The sequence below is a fragment of the Legionella sp. 39-23 genome, assembly GCF_001897665.1.
Classification (GTDB): Bacteria; Pseudomonadota; Gammaproteobacteria; order Legionellales; family Legionellaceae; genus Legionella; species Legionella steelei.
The window spans coordinates 24,885-43,453 of the sequence record NZ_MKTO01000041.1 but is presented as its reverse complement, the minus strand read 5'-3'; the positions used below and the strand labels follow the sequence as shown (position 1 = coordinate 43,453).

Genomic DNA, 18,569 nt, shown 5'->3' with positions numbered 1-18,569 from the left:
CAATCAACCGAGCGCTTTTCCTGGAACGGTTAAATCTTGATCATTCTATCGAATAAATTGTGTTCAGTCACCCTCATTTTTAATGAACTTAACGTCTTGATGTTCCTCCAAACAGAAGCGTTGTTTAAATCCCATCAATCAGGAAGTAATTTATTGTTATTATCCTTGATTGCCCCACAGGGTTACCCACAGAATTTGTGGATAACTTTATGGAGCTATATTTGAAAGGTATTTATCATTGGGAACAGTGGAGGCTTTATATATAGAGATCACAAACTTAAGTGTTCCCCCAAAAATCCTTTGAACAAAGAGTTACATTACAAAAATGAAGACTATAGACTCTTAAATTCATTCTTATTGATGGATTAAAAATAACATATTGAATTAAATTTAAACGTTTATTTGTTAGGGGCGATGGGATTTTTGCCTATCTAAAGGCATTTTAGATTAAAATTACTTTAAAAATTTAAGCAAATACGGGAATATCTGGATTGTCTAGCGTGAAAAACCGCTTTATTTTCTTGAATGTTTCAATAAAAAATTCAGTGGTTGACGGCTCTTTTAGGCGGCAATTTGAGGTATCCAGAGGCGCTGAAATACCAGCAAGACCCTTAGCACGACGCATAATCAATGCATTTAACAGGTTAATGCGCTCAATATCCAGATGATAAAGTCCATGTTCGGCCTTCCCTACCCTCTTTTGTTTTAAACCCATTCTACCAAGTAACATAGAAAGGAAGCGTAAAGGGTCGCGTTGCAAAAGTTGCGCGGAGGGAACGGAGATGAGTCCTTGAAGAATGGTGCGATGTTCTTCTATCCAGGTTACAAAACCACTGTTAAGAATGCTGTCTTTGGTGTATTGATAATCGTTAAGCGCTAAGGTCTGATGGGTTGTGGTTAAATGCAGTGTTTCCAGCACTTTTTTATAAAGCAGTTGCAAGGTACTAAAATGCGTTAAATCCGCTGCAAATTGCGCCCCATCTTCAAGTTGGGCAACGAACCTTTTTTGCGCAAGGGCTGCATCGCCTAAAGCAAGCTCTAGAGCTAATACCTGTTTTTTAAAGCGTCCATCATTATCCATATTCGCCATGGCGGTAATGGATGCTTCATCTCGTTCTGACAGATTATAAAACTCAATAAGCTGCTGTTTTTTATACTGCCTGGATTCGCTCATTGTTTTGCGTGGTTTTTGAGCGAGAGCTACTAACTGAGCCGCGGTTAAGGGTAACTGCTCCTGGCTGATAAGGGAGGCATCTTGTTCAATGCACGCATTTTTAAATTGACGCAATTGTTGTTGGGTGGTTACATCAAGGGTGGTATCAAAATAGGTGAGCTTCATGCCATCATGCAATGCCAGCAGGGAGAATTGCTGGTAAAAATCATTAAAGCTTGCATGACGCGCCTGGGTCACTAAAAGAGTTAACTGTTCGTAATCAGGGTTTAGAATGATACGTTGTCCCTCTTTATCCAGATTCATAAGGCTTATATCATACTGATGTGTGTTTAACCACTTAGAGGCAATAACATCAGGATTTAATGATTTAAAGGCTTGTCGTTTATCACAAAAAACGTGCAAGGTTTTGTGGTTTCGGATTCGTCCTAAGGCTTGCATGCAATCATTGGCGGTATTGACCTGGGCGTTAAACACACCGCCTACAAAATCAAAATGTCCGTTATCAATAGAGACACCGGTACTCACCGATGGGGTGCATACCAGGTAATCGTAGCGTTTTGACACAACATTTACGTTATTAAAAAAAGCCTGATTTTCAGCATCGCCTGCATTATCGCTGGAAATATAAAGACCTTTCTTTTCAGGAAAGGCCATGTTCAGCGCTGAATAGGTTTTAAAGGCTTCCTTTTTGGAGTTAAAGGCGAGGTATACTTTTTGTTCTTGCTCTAAAGCCTGCATGGCGGTCATTTGCACGCTTTCTGGGCTGTCGTGAAACGCAATTTGGCGTGCGCTTCCTGGCTCAAAGCGGTTAAAATGAATGGTGACGGGTTGATTAGGGCAAAATCGTTGAACCATTTGTACTGTTGCTTGAGATAGATGTGCATCCAGGCAAATCAAACTTTTGGCATTTGTCATGACGTGTTGCAGTACAGAAAATATCAGGGGTTTTTGTTCAATATGGGAAGTCAGGCGTGCAAGAACCTGTTCGATTTCATCAATAATGACCACATCATAGTGTCTCAGTGAGCCTTCGGCTGTCAGTTTGCCTAAGGAATTGAGGCAAATGGCCAGGCGATGTTCGATTTGTAAGTCAAAATTATCACATTCATTATAACTGGTTAATCCTAATCGAGAAGCAGCACTTTCCACCAGTGAAATAAGATGGGTAGTAAATAAAATAGATTGTTTAGGGTTTTGTTTCACCAGGTGTTCTACGATGGCCGTTTTTCCTGTACCAATGGCAGAACGCACTAAATGTACGCCCTCTCGTTTAAATACATCACTGGGTAAATAACGACTGTTATAAGATAGCTTTACGCCATCTCTAAATTGACCAGGTGCCACCGCTCCATGGGCATGTTGGTTAAAATGTCGTAATTCATGCCATAAGCCTAAATGGATATCTGGTTTTTGGGGGATGGTTGAGACTAAGCGATTTAATCCGTCTAACCGATGTAAATCATTAAAGTCAGTAGCCTCTTTAATCAGTTCTGAATCGAATGTTGAAAAATCAGGCGTGCAGACCAAGGTGCCTCTTAGTTTAAAAGCAGTACGGTTAGCTTGAATGAGTCCGGTGTTGCCTAAAACCCTACCAAATTTGGTTTTAATATCGGCTTTTTGCCAGTCATTATCAGCCCAGATAATAATCTGTGTTTTAGGATAGTGGCGTTTTAATGATTTACATACAGGGAGTAAGTTAAAGGCATCAAGAGCTGCAAAGACAGGCTCACCAATCGCACGATGGATGCTGGCAGCAGTTGCCACCCCTTCGCATACATGAATAGTGCTTATTTTTTCAGGTAAGGAAGGACAACCTACGAGCGCAAAATGCCCTTTTTTAGATAACCCTTTTGTAAAGCGTTTTTGACCGTCATTAAAAATACGTTGCAGACCTAAAAAAGTATTATGGGTATCAATAATGGCCACTGCAATATGATGTTTGGCGTGTTTAATTCCTGGAATAATACCCTCGGATAACCCTTTTCGTTTGAGGTAGTGACTATTGTCCGTATCAGTCATGGATTGCCAGGATTCTTTATCACGAGCAATCCAGTCAATGGGATTGATTTCTGGCACGGGTTCTATACGGGGTTTAATTGCTGTCTTTGCGGGTGATGAAAAAAGCCCTACCCTCGCCTCTTGCCATAGTGCTTTAAGTACGGACTTGCTATCAAAGCGCTCAGAATGACCACCGTGTCGAAAGGTGTAATAGGTCAATGCGAGATAAGGGATCCCATCGCTGTTATATTCTATCGTTGCGCGATAGCTTTGTTTTTTAGCTGGTTTATCAATGTAATGCCATCGATTGTCTACGATTAGGCCGCTTACCGGTGTTCGCAGGTTTTCCCCATGAACATTGAGAAACGCAATTGCCTCATCAATCAAGCGAGCCTCGATGGATTGCTTGTTCTCCGTTGCCCATTGGGCAAAAGACTTACTACTCACTCGTTCTAACGAGTTGTTATTTTTATTAAAAAATCCCATTATACATGTCCCTTACACCAAAAAATCTTGATGTTTATAGGGAACAAAGCTAAACTAATCAGTGTGGTTGATCCAAAAATTTCAATTTCATTGATTATTTTTGGTGTTTAGCTTTGTTCCGAGCTAATTGTTATATTTTGTTGAGGAAGAGTTTGCAGACTTTTCCTCAATGCTCTTAATTCACTATATACCCTCTCATCATCTTATTGCCCTTAATTTGAATCATCTAACTTTCTCATTGTATTGGAAAAAGTCATATTTTTTATTATATCTAAAATCATATTATCCTAACAGAACTTATTGTGTCAATCATATTGATTTAGTTCCTAAATAGAACTAATATGGTTCTTTAGTACAGCCTTTTCATCAAATAAATGGTTTGGTTAATTCCTAATTGTTTATTAACTACACATATAATAGCGAGGAATCATGATGACAGAAGCAATTATAGATTTAGACGTTAATGACAGAATAAAAAAAATAAGAGACTCACATTTATTAAAGCAATCTGATATTTCTGAAATAACTGGGTATTCAGTAAATACCATAAAAAAATGGATGATGGGTAGGGATCAGAAACATTACACAAAAGCACCAGTACAGGCATTAAAGATATTAGAGAGTTGGGCTGATAATGAGGGTAACGTTGATGATCTTCATCATAAGATATCTAATAAAACCGCAGATGTTTGGAGCATTATTACAAATAAGGGTGGAGTAGGAAAAACTACGCAATCATTCAATTTCTCACTTATTTTGGCGAATACTCACAAGAAAAAAGTGCTAGCTATCGATTTGGATCCTCAGGGACATTTAAGTTTATCTTTAGTTAAATCGCCATCAAATATAGGATTATCTACAAGTGATCTTCTTCTCGGAAAAAATGGTACTCCTTTTAAATACAATGATCATCTTGATGTGATTGCTACGGGAAAGGAATTGCGAGGTGTTTTGGATGCAATTCCCCCACAAGATCTTTTGTTTAGATTAAAAGAGAAAATAGAAGTATATAGAACTATTTATGATGTAATAATTTGTGATGGGATACCCACAGATTCTCCTTGGTTTGATGCGATTTTAGCTGCAACAACTAAAGTTGTTATGCCTTTTACTATTGATTTATACGATAGCTGGGGTATGCAAGATGTGTTTGATAAAGTGGATGTTTTAAAAATGAGAAAAGTCGCAGATAATTTAAAAGTCGCTGCGATTGTAGGTAATTCTATGTCAAAACCCATGACGGTCTTTGATAGCGCAATTATCAATAGTTTAAAAGAAACCTATCCCAATGAATTTTGTCCTATTGTTATTTCTAAGAGTGTAAAAGTAAAGGAGTGTAAAAGCCCAGCCATCTCTAAATCGATTGTAGATTATGAGCCAACATCTAAGGTAGCTGTAGAATATCTTGGTGTAATTGATTTTATTTTAAAGGCATAAGGATAAAATGATGAAAATTGATATGAGAAAACAGGCTGTAACTGGCGCTCTGATTAAAGATAATACGGCAGATTGGAAAAATATTGCAAATAAAGAAATAGAAGAAAATAAAAATTTGAAGGAGCAGATCGACTCATTAGAGAAAGAATTAGCAAATAAAGATAATTTTAACATTATAGAAATTGATCCTAAAAAATGTCGAAATTGGAAGTATGCAGATAGAAATCGATTTGAACTAGGTAGTATTGAAGAGTTATCTGAAGATATAAAGCAAAATGGACAGTTGCAACCAGCTATAGTTAGAAAGATAGATTCTTTAGATTATTCATATGAAGTAATTGCAGGTGAACGAAGATGGCGAGCATGTTCCTTTTCCAATATAAATTTAAAAGCTGTTATAACAAATGAAGATGATGCTGGTTGTTTGGTAATTCAAACAAGTGAAAATAAGAAAAAAAGTTTATCTGCTTACTCTTTGGCTGTTGCTTATGAAAAATTAATGACTGATTTGAATATTAGTCAAAACGAGTTGTCTAGAAGATTGAATATACCAAAAACATCATTTAGTGAACTAATGTCTTTTAATAAGGTACCAAAAGAAGTTTGGGAAGCAGTAGAAGATATGACAAAAGTAAAGCCGAAGACAGCAGCTTTTTTATCCTTGATGTGTAGCAAAGGGGATGATTATTTGGCCGCTATTATTAACTTTGCTCCTAAAATTCGAGAGGGGCTTGGAACAGATAATCTTACCAAGCTGATAGAAAAGCATCTATCAAACATTAAGACGAATAGGAACTCTTCAAGAGTTTATGAAGGAAAAACAGGAGAGGTTTTATTTCGCATTACCAGTGAAGGAAGGATTTCATTGTCAAAAACCATGGTTAAAAAAATTGACATTAGCAATTTTACTGAGTATTTAGGTAAATATTTAGAAGAGTTAGTATAGTGTACGCGCCGCGTACACTAACGAAAAATAGCAAATAGCAAATAGCAAATAGCAAATAGCAAATAGCAAATAACTTATACCGTAGATTGAATAAGTTATAATTTAAACTCCTTAATGAGTATACCTATAGAATGTTAAAATTTAATGAAGATCAAATTAGAAAATATAAACAAAGTGCTATTGGAGGTACAGGATTTCTTGCATTTAGGGATATAGAAAAATTCGCCAAGAAGTATAATCTCGATCTAACCTACGTTTTAGATTTAGGATGTGGTTCTGGAAGATCTACCAATTATTTGAGCGGTTTTTGCAAAAAAGTTAATGGATGCGATATAGATCTAAATGCAATAGATAATGCAAGAAAAAATAGTAATAAAAAAAATTCCCTTTATTTTGAAAATGAACGTGAACAAGAACTATATCAGTATAGTAAATATACATCGATATTTTCGATATTGATGTTTTTTCATATGTCATCAAAAGAGGAAATTAAGACAGAGCTTATGAAATGTTATAACTCTCTGGAAAATTTTGGAAATTTAGTGATTATTAGTGGAACTAAAAATTTATATGTTCGCAACTATCTAACGGTGAAAAGTATCGGTGAACCGCCAAAATATGATGGGGATCTTGCTAAAATAAAATTGTTAAATATAGATTGTGAAATTGAAGATTTTTATTGGAGTGAAATCTGTATTAAGGAAATTGCAGAAGAGGTTGGTTTTGATCATTTAGAAACTTATTTACCTTTAGGAGATAAAAAAGATCAAATAAATTATATAGATGAAATAAAGTATCCACCCTATTATTACATTGCTTTAAGAAAAAAATGAACAAAAACAAGTATAAGTTAAATATTGATTTTATAAATGACAACTTACTTTATACCCCAATAGGTAGTGGCCACAAGAAGCCATCAAAATTGGATTATGATGATGTTGCTAAAAATCCTGACTTTATGAATAATTTTTCAGGGAAAGATGCGTATCTCATTGGGACAATTTTTGCATCTAAAAGCTTAAATAAACTTAGCTTGGCAAACTCACTATCAAGATATAAGTATCTTGTTTTAATATCAATATTATTTGTTACTGTAATATTACTTAGTAACATTCTCTCAACAAAGTTGATAAGTATAGGTGGATTTACGGTAACAGGCGCAATGCTTGTTTATCCATTTAGCTATATTTTTGATTATATAATAACGGATATCTATGGGTATCAAAATGCAAGAAGAATTTTATTGTCTTGTATAGCATCGTTAATACTATTCGATATTTGTATTTATTTGATTATAATTTTACCTCCATCACCATTTTGGAAGCTCCAGCACGATTTTGAATCAGTTTTCTCTGGAATGCTTAGAACTTATGTCGCTTCAACTATAGCATTTACAGTATCATTTTTTTTATCTTCCTTTATTTTTCAAAAATTAAAAATTAAGAACAAAGGTAGGTCATTATTTAAAAGAATTTTTCAATCTCTTCTTATCTCAGAAATTTCAGACACAATGCTGTTTTGTTTTTTATCTTTTTATGGGATATGGCCAATAGAACATATGATGAAGTTTATTTTGGTTTCCTATTTTACGAAGATAACTTATGAGATTGTCGTATATTCTATTATTACCAAACCATTGATAACGATCATTAAAAGAGAAGAAAAAAGCGATATTATTGATTGGGATACAGATTTTTCTCCAATTAAATGGGAAATAAATTATGATGAATCGAATAATGTTTATTCTAGGCAGGATGTAAATTAAATGATTTAGTAATAGAGCTGACAATATTTGATAAAGTATTAACATTGAATTTTTCTAAAATAGAAAGAACAGTGTGTTTGTCTTTAATATATTTTGTTTCTAAGCTTATAACCCGTCCTACAATAGAAGAGTCTTTTAAGTCAATTTTCATTACTAAATTATCTATTGGTTTAATGGAGCCTTGATGAATGGTTCCTATCATGTATTTTTTGTTAAAAAGAAAAAGGATAGTGTCTCCATCTATGTATGATAAGTTCTCATCTATTGATGAAATCACAATGCTATCGTTGTTCAATAATTTACAGTCAAAGGTTTTATCAACTTTAAATCCGAGGGTGTTTGTTTTCCAATTCATATTATTTTCAACAAAACCCAATATTTTTGTTTGCTCGTTCCCTAATAAGTTATTTGTGCTTATCACGGGGATATAATTGGAATCAACCTCAAGATTTTCATCGAGAATATCAACAACAAAATCTTCAATTTTATTTTCTAGAGCATGTGCAATAATTGTAGCCTGATATAAAGAAGGACAAACTTGCCCGTTTTTTATTCTATTAATGGCTGACTGACTTATTTCAGTAATTTTGCTTAGTTCATTCTCACTAATAGCTTTACCAGCCATAAGACGGCGCATATTTAATGAAAATCTATGTTTAAGCTGCTCTTCAGAAATAATAGACATAATTGCATATTACCCTTTACAGGGTACCCGGTAAAGGGTAATATAGTTAAATAATTATTTAAGTTTACATCAATTTTTAGATTAGTGCTTATTAATAAACATTTTTTTTAAATTTTTGGGTTAAATAAAAATCAATATAATAAGTAAATTTTCAGGACTATAGCTATATCTTATGGAGATGAAATTGGAATCAAATAACAATTACAGGAAAGTTCATATAACGATTCAGTTATCAAAAAGTGCGAATCGTCTTTTGTCAGAATCCTGTGGTCGATCAAATAGGAAAAAAATACAGGAAGCAACCTTACGTTTGGAAGATCATCTTAATAAATTTAGATCCATATCAGAATTAAATTATGCAATTCCTCTGGATGAGGTTGGTGAGTAGCAATGTCAGTACATTGCCTAGTATTTTAAAAAATACAACTCAGGAAAACAAGGATTAAGCATGAACGCAAATAAAAAAATGATTTCTAATGTCTTATTAGCTGGAACGATTGCGGTGTTAACCGGCTGTGCTGCAACACAGACGGCATTGGAGCACCGCACCCTGGAAGTCAGCACGAAACAAAGTGAGACGGTGTTTCTCGAACCTGTTTCCAAGGTTCAAAAAACGATTTACGTATCCATCAAAAATACATCGGATGAATCGATTGATATAACGCCACAATTAAAAACCGCTCTAGGTAATCAAGGGTATCGAGTGGTAAACCAGCCGAATCTTGCTCATTACCTTTTACAAGCCAACATTCTTAAAGTCGGTAAAATGAGTATTTCTGCCAGTAAATCTGCATTAGGTGGCGGTTATGGTTCAGCAGTTGCGGGTGCTGTTGCTGGAACTGCTGCGGGGAGTTTTACTCACTCCAGCACAGGAATGATTGCGGGTGGATTGGCAGGTGGAGTAATAGGATTGGCTGCTGATTCTCTGGTAAAAGCCGTGAATTACACCATGATTACCGACATACAAATCTCTGAAAGAGTAGGAAAGGGCGCAGTTCATGAGCAGTTTAATTCCACTCTTCAAAACGGTTCAGCTTCGGGTACTTACCAGACATCAAGCAAGCACAGTGATTACCAACGTTACCGCACAAGAGTTGTATCTAATGCCGATAAAGTCAATCTGCGTTTTGCAGAAGCACGACCGGCTTTAGAGCACGACTTAGTAAAAACATTAGCTGGAATTTTTTAATAAAAGGAGTAAGTCAATGAACAATACGCTAATTGCAGGATTTATCATGATCTTAATGGTATCCCAGGCCTCTTTTGCAAACGGAGACAATCAACATTTAGGCAGACAAAGCTTAAGGGTAGCCGAGCATTTAAACGAGATAGCTAAAGTACATGACAGTGATTTGTGTGCAGGTGATGTCAGGATTGCAGCAGCCTATGTGCAGTCCGCAGGTTATGCCTTGTCAAGAGATAAGGTTCAAAGTGCTTCTGTTTCATTGGTCTATGCCCAAAACGAATTAAAGGAAATAAGCTACAACAGAAGTTATTGTGCACTCCTGGCTTCAAACATCAAGCCATATCTTGCTGAGGTCATTCTGATTCAAGGCGAGCTGGATGCCAAAAATGTAGGGCAAGAACCAGATAACACATCAGATTAATGAAAGCGAACTGTTGATAGATACAAAGGCATTTAATTTAGATTTATTTAAAGGCAATCAGAAGGAGAGAACAATGAAAACAACAAAAGGAATCCTAATAGCAGTAAGCTTATTAGGTGCCTGTGCCTTAAATGCTACCCCTTTGGCAGTCAATTCTGATGCAGTGGGCAAATCATCCTTGCGCTTCTTAGAGCAGCTTGACGACCAAATGCCAGGTTTTGTCAGGGGATTAAGTTATCAAAAACCAACTGAGTTCAATGCATTGCAATTTGCAGCCATGCTCAATCAGTCCGCGAATATTGAGAAGAAACTGGATGTGTTAATTGCAGAAATGCGTGAAACCAATCGGTTGTTGAAAGCGAAAAAATAGATTGAGCTAAAGGTGTAGTCGCTCTTAATTTCACACTTAAAGATTAAAATTTGAGCCTTTTAGAGGCTTAAGGGATTTTTTTACTTAAAACCAGGGGAAAACAATGAATATGATAAAAAAAATAGCAATAAAAACAAAAGGAAAAGCATCAAACATCGCCTTAATGGCATCGATGTTTCTTCTTTCTACCGTTTCATCTATAGCAAATGCAACGGGTCAAAGTGGGGATATTGTTGAGACATTAATTGGCGGCTCTATTGGAAAAACGTTAAGTAAAGACGGAAAGGTTTGGACTGTTCTAGTGGCCGCATCCTTTTTAGTGGGTGGATTTTGGGCTGCCATGAAACATGATCCAAAAGCGTTTATCCCTGCATTTTTTGTGATGGCGATTATTTCAACCATTACTGGAATGTTTTTAACATTCTAGGGGACTGATATGGATAAGGAACTGTACCAAATATTGCGTCATTTAGATGAGCCAAAACGCTACATCGGATTAACTCTTGATGATCTCATCATTGGTGGATTGACGATTTTTTTAGTGATGGTGTCCTCTAACAAAATTTTAGTGGTGCTTGTGGGTTTTTGCGTGCGCTTCGGGGTTCGTAAGATGATAAAGGGCAATCCCCCAAGCTACCTGTTGATACTGATGTATTGGTACTTTCCCCATGCTGTAACCCAATATTTTATTAGAGATTTACCGCCATCCCATAAGCGGTATTGGATTAGTTAGGAGAGTCTCATGGACTATAAGGTAAAAGAAGGTAAGTTGTCTCGACTTTCAAGACGACTCAGTCTCATGGTGGTGCTTGTTTTAGGATTGATGATGAGCAACATTATATTGGTCTGCTTGACCTACTATTCATTAGGCCATCAAAAAAGAGAAGTAGTGCCATTTGGTAATACGAGTGGGTACGTTATTAGTGAGACGTCTGTTGATGAACATTACCTGAATTTAATGACCCAGAACTTCATCTATACCCGATTAAATGTAACCCCACAAAATGTAGAGCGAAATCATGGCACGCTTTTAAGTTACATTGATTCTTCTATTTATTCTCAGTTTAAGAAAAAGCTTAAGAAAGAAATGGATGTAATTAAAGATAAAAAAATGGCGAGCCACTTTGACATTATTGATGTGCAATCGGACAGCTCGCATTTGATCAGTAGGGTCAAAGGCCAATTGCAACGCTATGTAGGCTATCGTGCGCTTAAGCTTTCAGAAAAAACGTACCAAATTCAGTATCGCTACCAACTAGGTAAATTAACGATTGTTGGATTTGTAGAAGATAAAGGAGAGCATCATGCGTAACACATTCTTATTTTTAATTTTGGCATTCACGGCTTTGACCTCTAATGCTACAAAAGTCCATGGGTTTTCCGACAATGAAGACATTACCGTTGAATTGAGTAAAAACAATTACAATAGAGTATTTGTTGCCAACGACACGATTGTAAAAACTCATTTTCCGCAAGACACGTTACGAGTTCAAAGCGATGACAACAGCGTGTACCTGGATTTAGTAAGCACGGAGCCATTTACCGTATTTTTTACAACCGAAGCCGGACACCATTTCTCCTTAACTGTAAAACCTATTGATGGACTAGGTCAAACCATCCAATTATTGCCTAAAACAGCAAGCGTTAAAGCGCGCCAGTTTGAGGAGAAAACTCCTCGTGATGAAACAGTCACTAAAGTGATTCAGGCAATGATGAATAATCAAACGCCATTGGGTTATGGGGTTAAATCTGTTTTTTCAAGTTACAGGCCATTTAATAAAGAACTTACCTTTAAAGTATCGAAACAATTTATTGGGGAAGCTTATGCTGGTGAAATCATGACGATTTATAACCGTTCCAACAAGCCTGTTACTCTTGATGAGTCATGGTTTAAAGATACTGGGACTCGTGCCGTTGCCTTTAGCCAAAACATTATTGCACCTAAAGGGACGCAGCAGATTTATGTGGTAAAGGAGCAGCGTCATGCTTAATAAAATCAAATTAAATGGGTTACTCAAAAAACAACAAATTCTGAGATTTGCAGGAGTTGGATTGGGTGGTGTTTTATTGTTGGCACTTATCCTGATTGCTTCCAAAGGGGGGCATAAACCACGACACGTAGATAAACCATTGGATTTTACAGGCGCCATGGACGCTCAATTTAGCGAGGCGGATACTGAGAGTGCTATGACGAGCCAGCAGTTAGAGCTGGATAGTCTTAAAAAACAAATGGCAACGCTGGTTGATGGAATAAAAAATCTACAAAAGCAAAATGAGGAGCAAACCGCCAAATTAACCCAAACGATGACTCAAGAACTGGCGCGCGTAAAGATTGACGCTGAGCTTAAGAGTGCTGAACATACTACGAATCAGCCTGTATTGGCATCTAATAGCGTGTTACAAACTAATCCAACAGCTACTGATGCCTACTATCCAATGCCAGGCCAAATGGCTCGACTGAATAAGCCACAGCGTATTAATTCAGTGTCTTTTCAAAGCAAAAGGCTGAAGACCAGGAACCATTTTAAAAATCCGATGAACTATGTGCCAAGCGGAACCTTTGCAAAAGCAGTAGTTTTAGGTGGTGTTGATGCGGATGCCTCAGTGGATGCGCAGAACCAAAACCACGGTGTCATGTTATTTAAAATCATCAACCCAGGTACATTACCCAATGGGAAACACTCCCATTTAACCGGCTGTTTTGTTACGGGTAGTGCTTATGGGGATATCTCAAGCGAGAGAGCCTATGTGAAGCTCACTAAAATTTCTTGTGTTTATGATAACAGTCCTATTATCGATAAAGCAGTCACGGGATGGGCTTTTTTTGGTGGAAAGGTTGGCATTAAAGGCATTCCATTGATGCGTGATGGCAAGGTGGTTACCTGGGCTGGTATTAGCGGAGGTTTGGCAGGGGTTGCGCAAGCGGCTCAATATGCTCAATCCGTTCAAAATTTTGGGGCTTATGGTGGGGCGACTTCGATAGTTCCTTCTAGCAATATTGGTCCATTTGCAGCGCTGGGTGGGGCATCAAAAGCGGCAGATACCCTATCTCAATACTACATTAAACGAGCTGAGCAATATCATCCTGTCATTCAGGTAGGCAGTGGTAATCTTGTGGATATTGTTTTTCAGGACGGATTTTTTCTTCAGGACGAGCCAGAGCAAAATCCAGCGCAACGTCATCATGAACAGGCTGAAAATAAAGATCCTCTGGTTCCTGATGAAGTCCTGTCACAAATTAACCAAGCGCAGTTGGGTCAAGAATTAGCCTCATCAGGAGCATCTCAATGAATCAATTAATCCGAATTTTACTTTTAGCAACTGTAAGCATTCTTACCGGTTGCTCCAGCATGAACTCACAATTTAGTTGTAATAAGACAGCAGGGGATGGTTGTTTGTCGATGGAGGAGGTCAATGCAATGACAGAAGGGGGTTCAATCCAGGTAATTCGAAGAACACCACTAACCCCAGTGCCTTTACTTAAAGTAAAAACCAGACGTGTTTGGATTGCACCCTACGTTGACAACAACAAGGTAAAACATCAGGGCGAGTTAGTTTATGTACCTGAAATTCACGAGGGAGAAACTGCATGATGTCGCACATTCGGGATTTGGGAAGAAAAGCCTTTTATCAAATTGCAAAGGTTCTCGGAGAAGAGGTTGAGGCTCCAGAATCTTTAAACAGTAGGGCGCATGCCAATCAAAGCTTGTCATTAGATACGGCCATGTTTGAGCACCTGTTGCCCTATGATGCTGTTTTGGATGAGGACGTGTTTGTTAATAAAAAAACAATGGGCTTTGGGCTGTATCTTGCTCCTGGCTCTGGAGCTGATGTTGCTCGGGTTAAAGCACATGCTGAGTTGTTGAAGCATCGACTTCCTGATGGGGTTGATTTAACAGTGATGCTGTATAAGCATCATTATGTATCACAAGATTTGTTCCGAGGGTTTAAGGACATTTTAAAGCGCGGTGGAATTTATGAGTCCATTGCGCGCATGAGTCTTCGTTACCATTTAAATGCGGTTAAATCAGGTTATAAAAACAAGCGTAATATTCCGGCACAATTAGCCGATTATCGTTGTTATTTGTTTGTTTCAACAAAAAATCGTAAAGAGGCAGCGCATACATTATGTGAGTCCCGTCTTGATTTTGAATCAGAATTAACAGTGATGGGTTACCATCATGCACGCTTAGCTCGTGCTGATTTTAAAACGCTGCTTCGCGTGTTTACCTCACCTAATTTGGATGAAATTGCCTGGCCTGAGTGTGATGACAACCAGGGTATTTCTCTTTCAAGGGGGATGATTCGTCCAAACACTACTGTTGTTGTGAATGATGATTCAGTCGATTTCCAAGTGGTTGATTCTGACGGGGTGCCAAAACACTCTCGTGTGGTGAGTTTGATGGTTGAGAAGTGGCCAGAAACCTTTGCACTTTGGTCTCAACCTGATTTGTTTGCCAATATTTTTAATCCAGATAAAGGAATTCAATGTCCGTTTCTTATCAGTTTTACGATACGAGGAGCCAATCAAGACGCCGTTAAAAATGAAGCTAAAAGCAAGGTTGAATCGCTCACTAAAAGCAATAATGCCGTACAACGCATGTTAAACCCCAAGCTTTTAGATGAGCTGAAGGACTGGAAGTATTCCCATGATGAGATGAATAAAGGTAATTTAGCCTTAAATCCAACTTTTTATAATGTGATGTTGTTTACTGATAAGGAGCAAGAACGTAAGCATGTAGCACAAACCATCAGTGCGTACCGCGAGTTTGGGTTTGAGTTATCACAAAAGCCAATGGGTGCATGGCTTAGGTATCTTGCAAGTCTCCCATTTTTCTTAAGCGAGGGGATGTTTGAGCCTTTGGAATTAATGGCGCATACAAAACGATTAAATCATGGAGCTTGCGCCAATATGCTTCCTTTGATAGCTGACTTTAAGGGCTCACCTAAAGGGATGTTGTTGCCTACCTACCGTCATCAATTGGCTTACGTTGATACTTTTGATGGAAAGAATCTACCGATTAGTAATTATAACTTTGTGACCGTGGGTTCTCCTGGTTCCGGTAAATCCCTATTAAATCAGTGGCGCCTGCTTAATGGGTTGGCACAAGGTGAAAAGATATTTGTTATTGATTTGGGTGATTCCTACAAGCATATGTGTGAACTTGTGGGAGGAACTTATCTTAATGCATCCAATATTACGCTTAATCCGTTTACTTTGTTTGATTTTGATGGGGAAGTAGAAATCAACGGTAAGGTGATGAATAACTACACTCAAATTCGTGATTTATTGGCCATTATGGCAAGCCCTCATGAACCCATTTCAAGCATTCAAAATGATTATTTATTAGAAACCGTTCTTACGTGTTGGAAAAAATACGGTAATAAAACGTGCATGGACGATGTATTAAATGAATTACGGTTGATGCTGGAACAACCCGAATCTAATAACGACACCCGTATCAGCGACTTAATCGTTCATTTAAAAAAATTTGGGCGAGACGGCATTTATGGGCATATGTTCAATAGCGACACTCCATTTTTATCAAACCCAGATTTTGTGGTGCTTGAGATGGGGGAATTTGAAAATAATCCAGAACTCCTAACCATTATTATGTTTGTGATGATTGTGATCATCCAAGGGCAGTTCTATCACTCTGACCGAATGACAAGAAAACTATGTCTCATCGATGAAGCTTGGCGTTTCATTGCTAAAGGATCTAACCCGATTGCCGCACGTTTTATTGAACAAGGATTTCGAACTGCTCGAAAATACAATGGTGGATTTGGAGTTATCTTTCAGCAGTTGGCTGATATGACCGGTTCTATTCAAGGTCAAGCCGTTGCAGCATCCAGCGATACTAAATTTATATTGCGCCAGGGGAATTTTGAAGAATACGTACAAAAAAACCCACAAGCCTTTGATGAACAACAGCAGCGCCTCATCAAATCTTTTGGTGAAGCGGGATCTCAAGGTTTTTCAAACATTATGGTGCAATACGGTAACGCCTATACTTTTCATCGCTATTTCGCCGATCCCTTTACGCGCGTTCTGTTTTCATCCAATGCAGAGGAATTTGCAGCCATTGAGCGGTTAAGAGAGCAGGGGTTGACTCTTGATGCTGCGGTGTATCAAGTGGCTTCCCTTAATTACAAGGAAGAGCTATGCACGGAATAAAAGCCATTTACGGAATGTATGGGGCGGCTCTTCTAATGAGTTTATTGAGCGCTTGCGCCTTGCTTTATAGCATTCATCAAACACCTGTTGTGACTTTTGATAAAGAGGTGGTGCTGAAGCAATTTGTCACTCAATTGAGTCATCAAAACACAACAGAAAAAAAGACGAAACAACTGAGCAATCAATTTGCAATAGCCGTGAAAGAGTCGCTTGATGACTACGCAAAAGAACATCATGCCATAGTAATCAAAAAGGAGATGGCCTTGGCAACGTCTGCCGATGTTACTTCTGAGATTGCACAGCGTATTGTTAAAAAAATGCGAGGTGGTCGATGATCAGGTTCTTATTTTTTTCAACCTTTGTTTTTTTAAGCGGTGGCATTGAAGCGAAATCATTAGGAAGATTAGGTCAAACATTCCCAGTGATTGAAAAAAGCTTACTCACGTTGATTTATGAGCGATTAAATACCTTTGATCAAAATGGGCAATTAAACGCCATTGAAAATGCATGGGTAAAACAAGTAGATGAACAAGTGAAGCGCCCACGAGCGTTAGGGTTAGTAAGAACTGAGACTACACTGACCCACTACTATACCCCCGTTGTAACGCTTGAAAAAAATGTCGTTGATCAGAAAGGACGGGTAGTTTTGCAACGGGGCATGAGTGTGAATGCCTTAAATCAGCTGCCCTCCTACAATCCTGTTTGGGTGTTTCTTAATTATGATGATTTGGCGCAGCGAGCATTTGCAGAACAAATTCGCACGCACTATCCAGAAATTCAGTGGATTTTAACGGGTGGCAGTGTGGTTGATGCTGAGCGTGGCATCAATGAAACCATTTATTTCGATCAAGAAGCGCGCATTACGAAAAAGCTTAAAATTGAGCATGTTCCGGCTTTGGTAACAAGAGAAAATGATTCATTGAAAATCATGGAGTTTCGGATAGGGGAGGACGGTCATGCATTTTAGGCTGGTACTATTATTGGTTTTGCTTCACGGTGCTGCGTTTGGAAAAGAGTGTACTGGAACCTTTGTTAATCCTTTAAAGGTGTGCTGGAAGTGCCTTTTCCCATTAACTATTGGCGATTCACCTGTAGCACGCAGTAATGATTTAAAAGATACACCCAATCCAAAAAATCCGATTGGCCTATGTGGTAATCGAGTCGGGCTTAACATTGGATTTTGGGAGCCCTTTTCTTTAGTTGATGTCACAGACACGCCTTATTGTTTGGTCAATTTAGGCGGGCATAAATTAAATTTAGGCGTAAAGCAGGGTAGGGGTGGTAAACTTTCGGACGGTCAAGGCAGCTCACACGCCTTTTACCATGTGCATTGGTATAAATATCCATTGATTGCCTGGCTTAATCTCATTACTTCTGCGGGTTGTCTTCAGGGAGGTGATTTTGATGTGGCGTATATGACAGAGCTTGATCCAAGCTGGCGTAATTCAAGTATGAGTTTTGTATTGAATCCAGAGGCCATATTGTTTTCTAATCCTGTAGCTCAAGCGGCTTGTGCTGCCGACAGTATTTCGTCAAGTACTACGAAACATTCTTTAGATGCCTTGTTTTGGTGTGCAGGCGCACAAGGCAGTATGTTTCCTATGAATGGTCATATTAATGCGCCAAGTTCCCCTGCACAATCCGCTTTACTGCTTGCTGAACGCATGAATTTTAAATTACACCGTGAACTTCTTATAGAAGACTCAACCCCGATAAATGGCAATGTATGTTTCGCACACCCCGTCCCTGTTTTGCCAAAATCACGTTATCGCTATGAGCCAGTGAATCAAGTGATGGATGGTGCGCATTGCTATCCCTTTGGTTACAGCACACTAGGCTGGGAGGCAGGAAAAATAAAACCCCATACGCCACAACAGTACGGCTTTTTACTGTGGCGCAAACGCAACTGTACGTATCTTTGAG

Annotated in this window: 20 protein-coding genes; 18 read left to right on the top strand and 2 right to left on the bottom strand. The window is 38.1% G+C overall.

Features of this window, described 5'->3' with window-relative positions; all coding sequences use genetic code 11:
- Positions 1–466: 466 nt before the first annotated feature.
- On the bottom strand, positions 467–3,658 hold the full coding sequence (locus BGO44_RS15800) for a plasmid replication protein, CyRepA1 family (RefSeq protein ID WP_286823270.1): 3,192 nt from the start codon (positions 3,656–3,658) through the stop codon (positions 467–469).
- 429 nt (positions 3,659–4,087) lie between these two features.
- Between BGO44_RS15800 and BGO44_RS15795 the strand changes: the two genes are divergently transcribed.
- From BGO44_RS15795 to BGO44_RS15780, 4 genes are all read left to right on the top strand, one after another.
- Positions 4,088–5,095, top strand: a complete 1,008-nt coding sequence (locus BGO44_RS15795) for an AAA family ATPase (RefSeq protein ID WP_286823269.1) — start codon at positions 4,088–4,090, stop codon at positions 5,093–5,095.
- A 7-nt stretch (positions 5,096–5,102) separates the two neighbouring features.
- Entirely contained in the window at positions 5,103–6,041 is a 939-nt protein-coding gene (locus tag BGO44_RS15790; protein WP_286823268.1) for a ParB/RepB/Spo0J family partition protein, read from the top strand.
- Between the two features lie 131 nt (positions 6,042–6,172).
- On the top strand, positions 6,173–6,874 hold the full coding sequence (locus BGO44_RS15785) for a class I SAM-dependent methyltransferase (protein WP_286823266.1): 702 nt from the start codon (positions 6,173–6,175) through the stop codon (positions 6,872–6,874).
- Positions 6,871–7,806 carry a queuosine precursor transporter gene (locus BGO44_RS15780; protein WP_286823264.1) on the top strand — a complete coding sequence of 312 codons (936 nt, stop codon included), beginning with the start codon at positions 6,871–6,873 and terminating at the stop codon, positions 7,804–7,806. The genes BGO44_RS15785 and BGO44_RS15780 overlap by 4 nt, the downstream gene beginning before the upstream one ends.
- On the opposite strand, the gene BGO44_RS15775 is transcribed toward BGO44_RS15780, so the two are convergent.
- Positions 7,787–8,491, bottom strand: a complete 705-nt coding sequence (locus tag BGO44_RS15775; protein ID WP_286823262.1) for a helix-turn-helix transcriptional regulator — start codon at positions 8,489–8,491, stop codon at positions 7,787–7,789. The two genes, BGO44_RS15780 and BGO44_RS15775, sit on opposite strands and share 20 nt — an antisense overlap.
- A 184-nt stretch (positions 8,492–8,675) precedes the next feature.
- Between BGO44_RS15775 and BGO44_RS15770 the strand changes: the two genes are divergently transcribed.
- The 14 genes from BGO44_RS15770 to traU all read left to right on the top strand — a co-directional run bounded on the left by BGO44_RS15770 (position 8,676) and on the right by traU (position 18,568).
- Entirely contained in the window at positions 8,676–8,879 is a 204-nt protein-coding gene (locus BGO44_RS15770; protein WP_416338576.1) for a TraY domain-containing protein, read from the top strand.
- A gap of 60 nt (positions 8,880–8,939) precedes the next feature.
- Entirely contained in the window at positions 8,940–9,680 is a 741-nt protein-coding gene (locus tag BGO44_RS15765; protein ID WP_286823261.1) for a complement resistance protein TraT, read from the top strand.
- 16 nt (positions 9,681–9,696) lie between these two features.
- Positions 9,697–10,098 (top strand): hypothetical protein, encoded by a 402-nt coding sequence (locus tag BGO44_RS15760; protein ID WP_286823259.1) that lies wholly within the window; start codon positions 9,697–9,699, stop codon positions 10,096–10,098.
- Positions 10,099–10,171: 73 nt separating this feature from the next.
- On the top strand, positions 10,172–10,468 hold the full coding sequence (locus tag BGO44_RS15755) for a hypothetical protein (protein ID WP_286823257.1): 297 nt from the start codon (positions 10,172–10,174) through the stop codon (positions 10,466–10,468).
- Positions 10,469–10,571: 103 nt separating this feature from the next.
- Positions 10,572–10,895 carry a hypothetical protein gene (locus BGO44_RS15750; protein ID WP_286823255.1) on the top strand — a complete coding sequence of 108 codons (324 nt, stop codon included), beginning with the start codon at positions 10,572–10,574 and terminating at the stop codon, positions 10,893–10,895.
- 9 nt (positions 10,896–10,904) lie between these two features.
- Positions 10,905–11,201 carry a type IV conjugative transfer system protein TraL gene (traL, locus tag BGO44_RS15745; protein ID WP_286823253.1) on the top strand — a complete coding sequence of 99 codons (297 nt, stop codon included), beginning with the start codon at positions 10,905–10,907 and terminating at the stop codon, positions 11,199–11,201.
- A 9-nt stretch (positions 11,202–11,210) separates the two neighbouring features.
- Entirely contained in the window at positions 11,211–11,780 is a 570-nt protein-coding gene (traE, locus tag BGO44_RS15740; RefSeq protein WP_286823251.1) for a type IV conjugative transfer system protein TraE, read from the top strand.
- Entirely contained in the window at positions 11,773–12,459 is a 687-nt protein-coding gene (gene traK, locus BGO44_RS15735; protein WP_286823249.1) for a type-F conjugative transfer system secretin TraK, read from the top strand. The genes traE and traK overlap by 8 nt, the downstream gene beginning before the upstream one ends.
- Positions 12,452–13,759, top strand: coding sequence for a TraB/VirB10 family protein (locus BGO44_RS15730; RefSeq protein WP_286823247.1), 1,308 nt, complete (start codon positions 12,452–12,454; stop codon positions 13,757–13,759). The genes traK and BGO44_RS15730 overlap by 8 nt, the downstream gene beginning before the upstream one ends.
- Positions 13,756–14,061: a TraV family lipoprotein gene (locus BGO44_RS15725; RefSeq protein WP_286823246.1), complete on the top strand. Its 306-nt coding sequence runs from the start codon at positions 13,756–13,758 to the stop codon at positions 14,059–14,061. Before BGO44_RS15730 ends, BGO44_RS15725 begins: the two co-directional genes overlap by 4 nt.
- Positions 14,058–16,646: a type IV secretion system protein TraC gene (gene traC, locus BGO44_RS15720; protein WP_286823244.1), complete on the top strand. Its 2,589-nt coding sequence runs from the start codon at positions 14,058–14,060 to the stop codon at positions 16,644–16,646. The genes BGO44_RS15725 and traC overlap by 4 nt, the downstream gene beginning before the upstream one ends.
- On the top strand, positions 16,634–16,981 hold the full coding sequence (locus BGO44_RS15715) for a TrbI F-type domain-containing protein (protein ID WP_286823242.1): 348 nt from the start codon (positions 16,634–16,636) through the stop codon (positions 16,979–16,981). Before traC ends, BGO44_RS15715 begins: the two co-directional genes overlap by 13 nt.
- Positions 16,978–17,613 (top strand): type-F conjugative transfer system protein TraW, encoded by a 636-nt coding sequence (gene traW, locus BGO44_RS15710; RefSeq protein WP_286823240.1) that lies wholly within the window; start codon positions 16,978–16,980, stop codon positions 17,611–17,613. Before BGO44_RS15715 ends, traW begins: the two co-directional genes overlap by 4 nt.
- On the top strand, positions 17,603–18,568 hold the full coding sequence (gene traU / locus BGO44_RS15705) for a conjugal transfer pilus assembly protein TraU (protein ID WP_286823238.1): 966 nt from the start codon (positions 17,603–17,605) through the stop codon (positions 18,566–18,568). Before traW ends, traU begins: the two co-directional genes overlap by 11 nt.
- Position 18,569: the final 1 nt, after the last annotated feature.

Bases quoted from the DNA above. Each gene is read 5' to 3' on its own strand.
- BGO44_RS15800 (WP_286823270.1), bottom strand. From the start codon at position 3,658: ATGGGATTTTTTAATAAAAATAACAACTCGTTAGAACGAGTGAGTAGT.
- BGO44_RS15795 (WP_286823269.1), top strand. From the start codon at position 4,088: ATGATGACAGAAGCAATTATAGATTTAGACGTTAATGACAGAATAAAA.
- BGO44_RS15790 (WP_286823268.1), top strand. From the start codon at position 5,103: ATGATGAAAATTGATATGAGAAAACAGGCTGTAACTGGCGCTCTGATT.
- BGO44_RS15785 (WP_286823266.1), top strand. From the start codon at position 6,173: ATGTTAAAATTTAATGAAGATCAAATTAGAAAATATAAACAAAGTGCT.
- BGO44_RS15780 (WP_286823264.1), top strand. From the start codon at position 6,871: ATGAACAAAAACAAGTATAAGTTAAATATTGATTTTATAAATGACAAC.
- BGO44_RS15775 (WP_286823262.1), bottom strand. From the start codon at position 8,491: ATGTCTATTATTTCTGAAGAGCAGCTTAAACATAGATTTTCATTAAAT.
- BGO44_RS15765 (WP_286823261.1), top strand. From the start codon at position 8,940: ATGAACGCAAATAAAAAAATGATTTCTAATGTCTTATTAGCTGGAACG.
- BGO44_RS15760 (WP_286823259.1), top strand. From the start codon at position 9,697: ATGAACAATACGCTAATTGCAGGATTTATCATGATCTTAATGGTATCC.
- BGO44_RS15755 (WP_286823257.1), top strand. From the start codon at position 10,172: ATGAAAACAACAAAAGGAATCCTAATAGCAGTAAGCTTATTAGGTGCC.
- BGO44_RS15750 (WP_286823255.1), top strand. From the start codon at position 10,572: ATGAATATGATAAAAAAAATAGCAATAAAAACAAAAGGAAAAGCATCA.
- traL (WP_286823253.1), top strand. From the start codon at position 10,905: ATGGATAAGGAACTGTACCAAATATTGCGTCATTTAGATGAGCCAAAA.
- traE (WP_286823251.1), top strand. From the start codon at position 11,211: ATGGACTATAAGGTAAAAGAAGGTAAGTTGTCTCGACTTTCAAGACGA.
- traK (WP_286823249.1), top strand. From the start codon at position 11,773: ATGCGTAACACATTCTTATTTTTAATTTTGGCATTCACGGCTTTGACC.
- BGO44_RS15730 (WP_286823247.1), top strand. From the start codon at position 12,452: ATGCTTAATAAAATCAAATTAAATGGGTTACTCAAAAAACAACAAATT.
- BGO44_RS15725 (WP_286823246.1), top strand. From the start codon at position 13,756: ATGAATCAATTAATCCGAATTTTACTTTTAGCAACTGTAAGCATTCTT.
- traC (WP_286823244.1), top strand. From the start codon at position 14,058: ATGATGTCGCACATTCGGGATTTGGGAAGAAAAGCCTTTTATCAAATT.
- BGO44_RS15715 (WP_286823242.1), top strand. From the start codon at position 16,634: ATGCACGGAATAAAAGCCATTTACGGAATGTATGGGGCGGCTCTTCTA.
- traW (WP_286823240.1), top strand. From the start codon at position 16,978: ATGATCAGGTTCTTATTTTTTTCAACCTTTGTTTTTTTAAGCGGTGGC.
- traU (WP_286823238.1), top strand. From the start codon at position 17,603: ATGCATTTTAGGCTGGTACTATTATTGGTTTTGCTTCACGGTGCTGCG.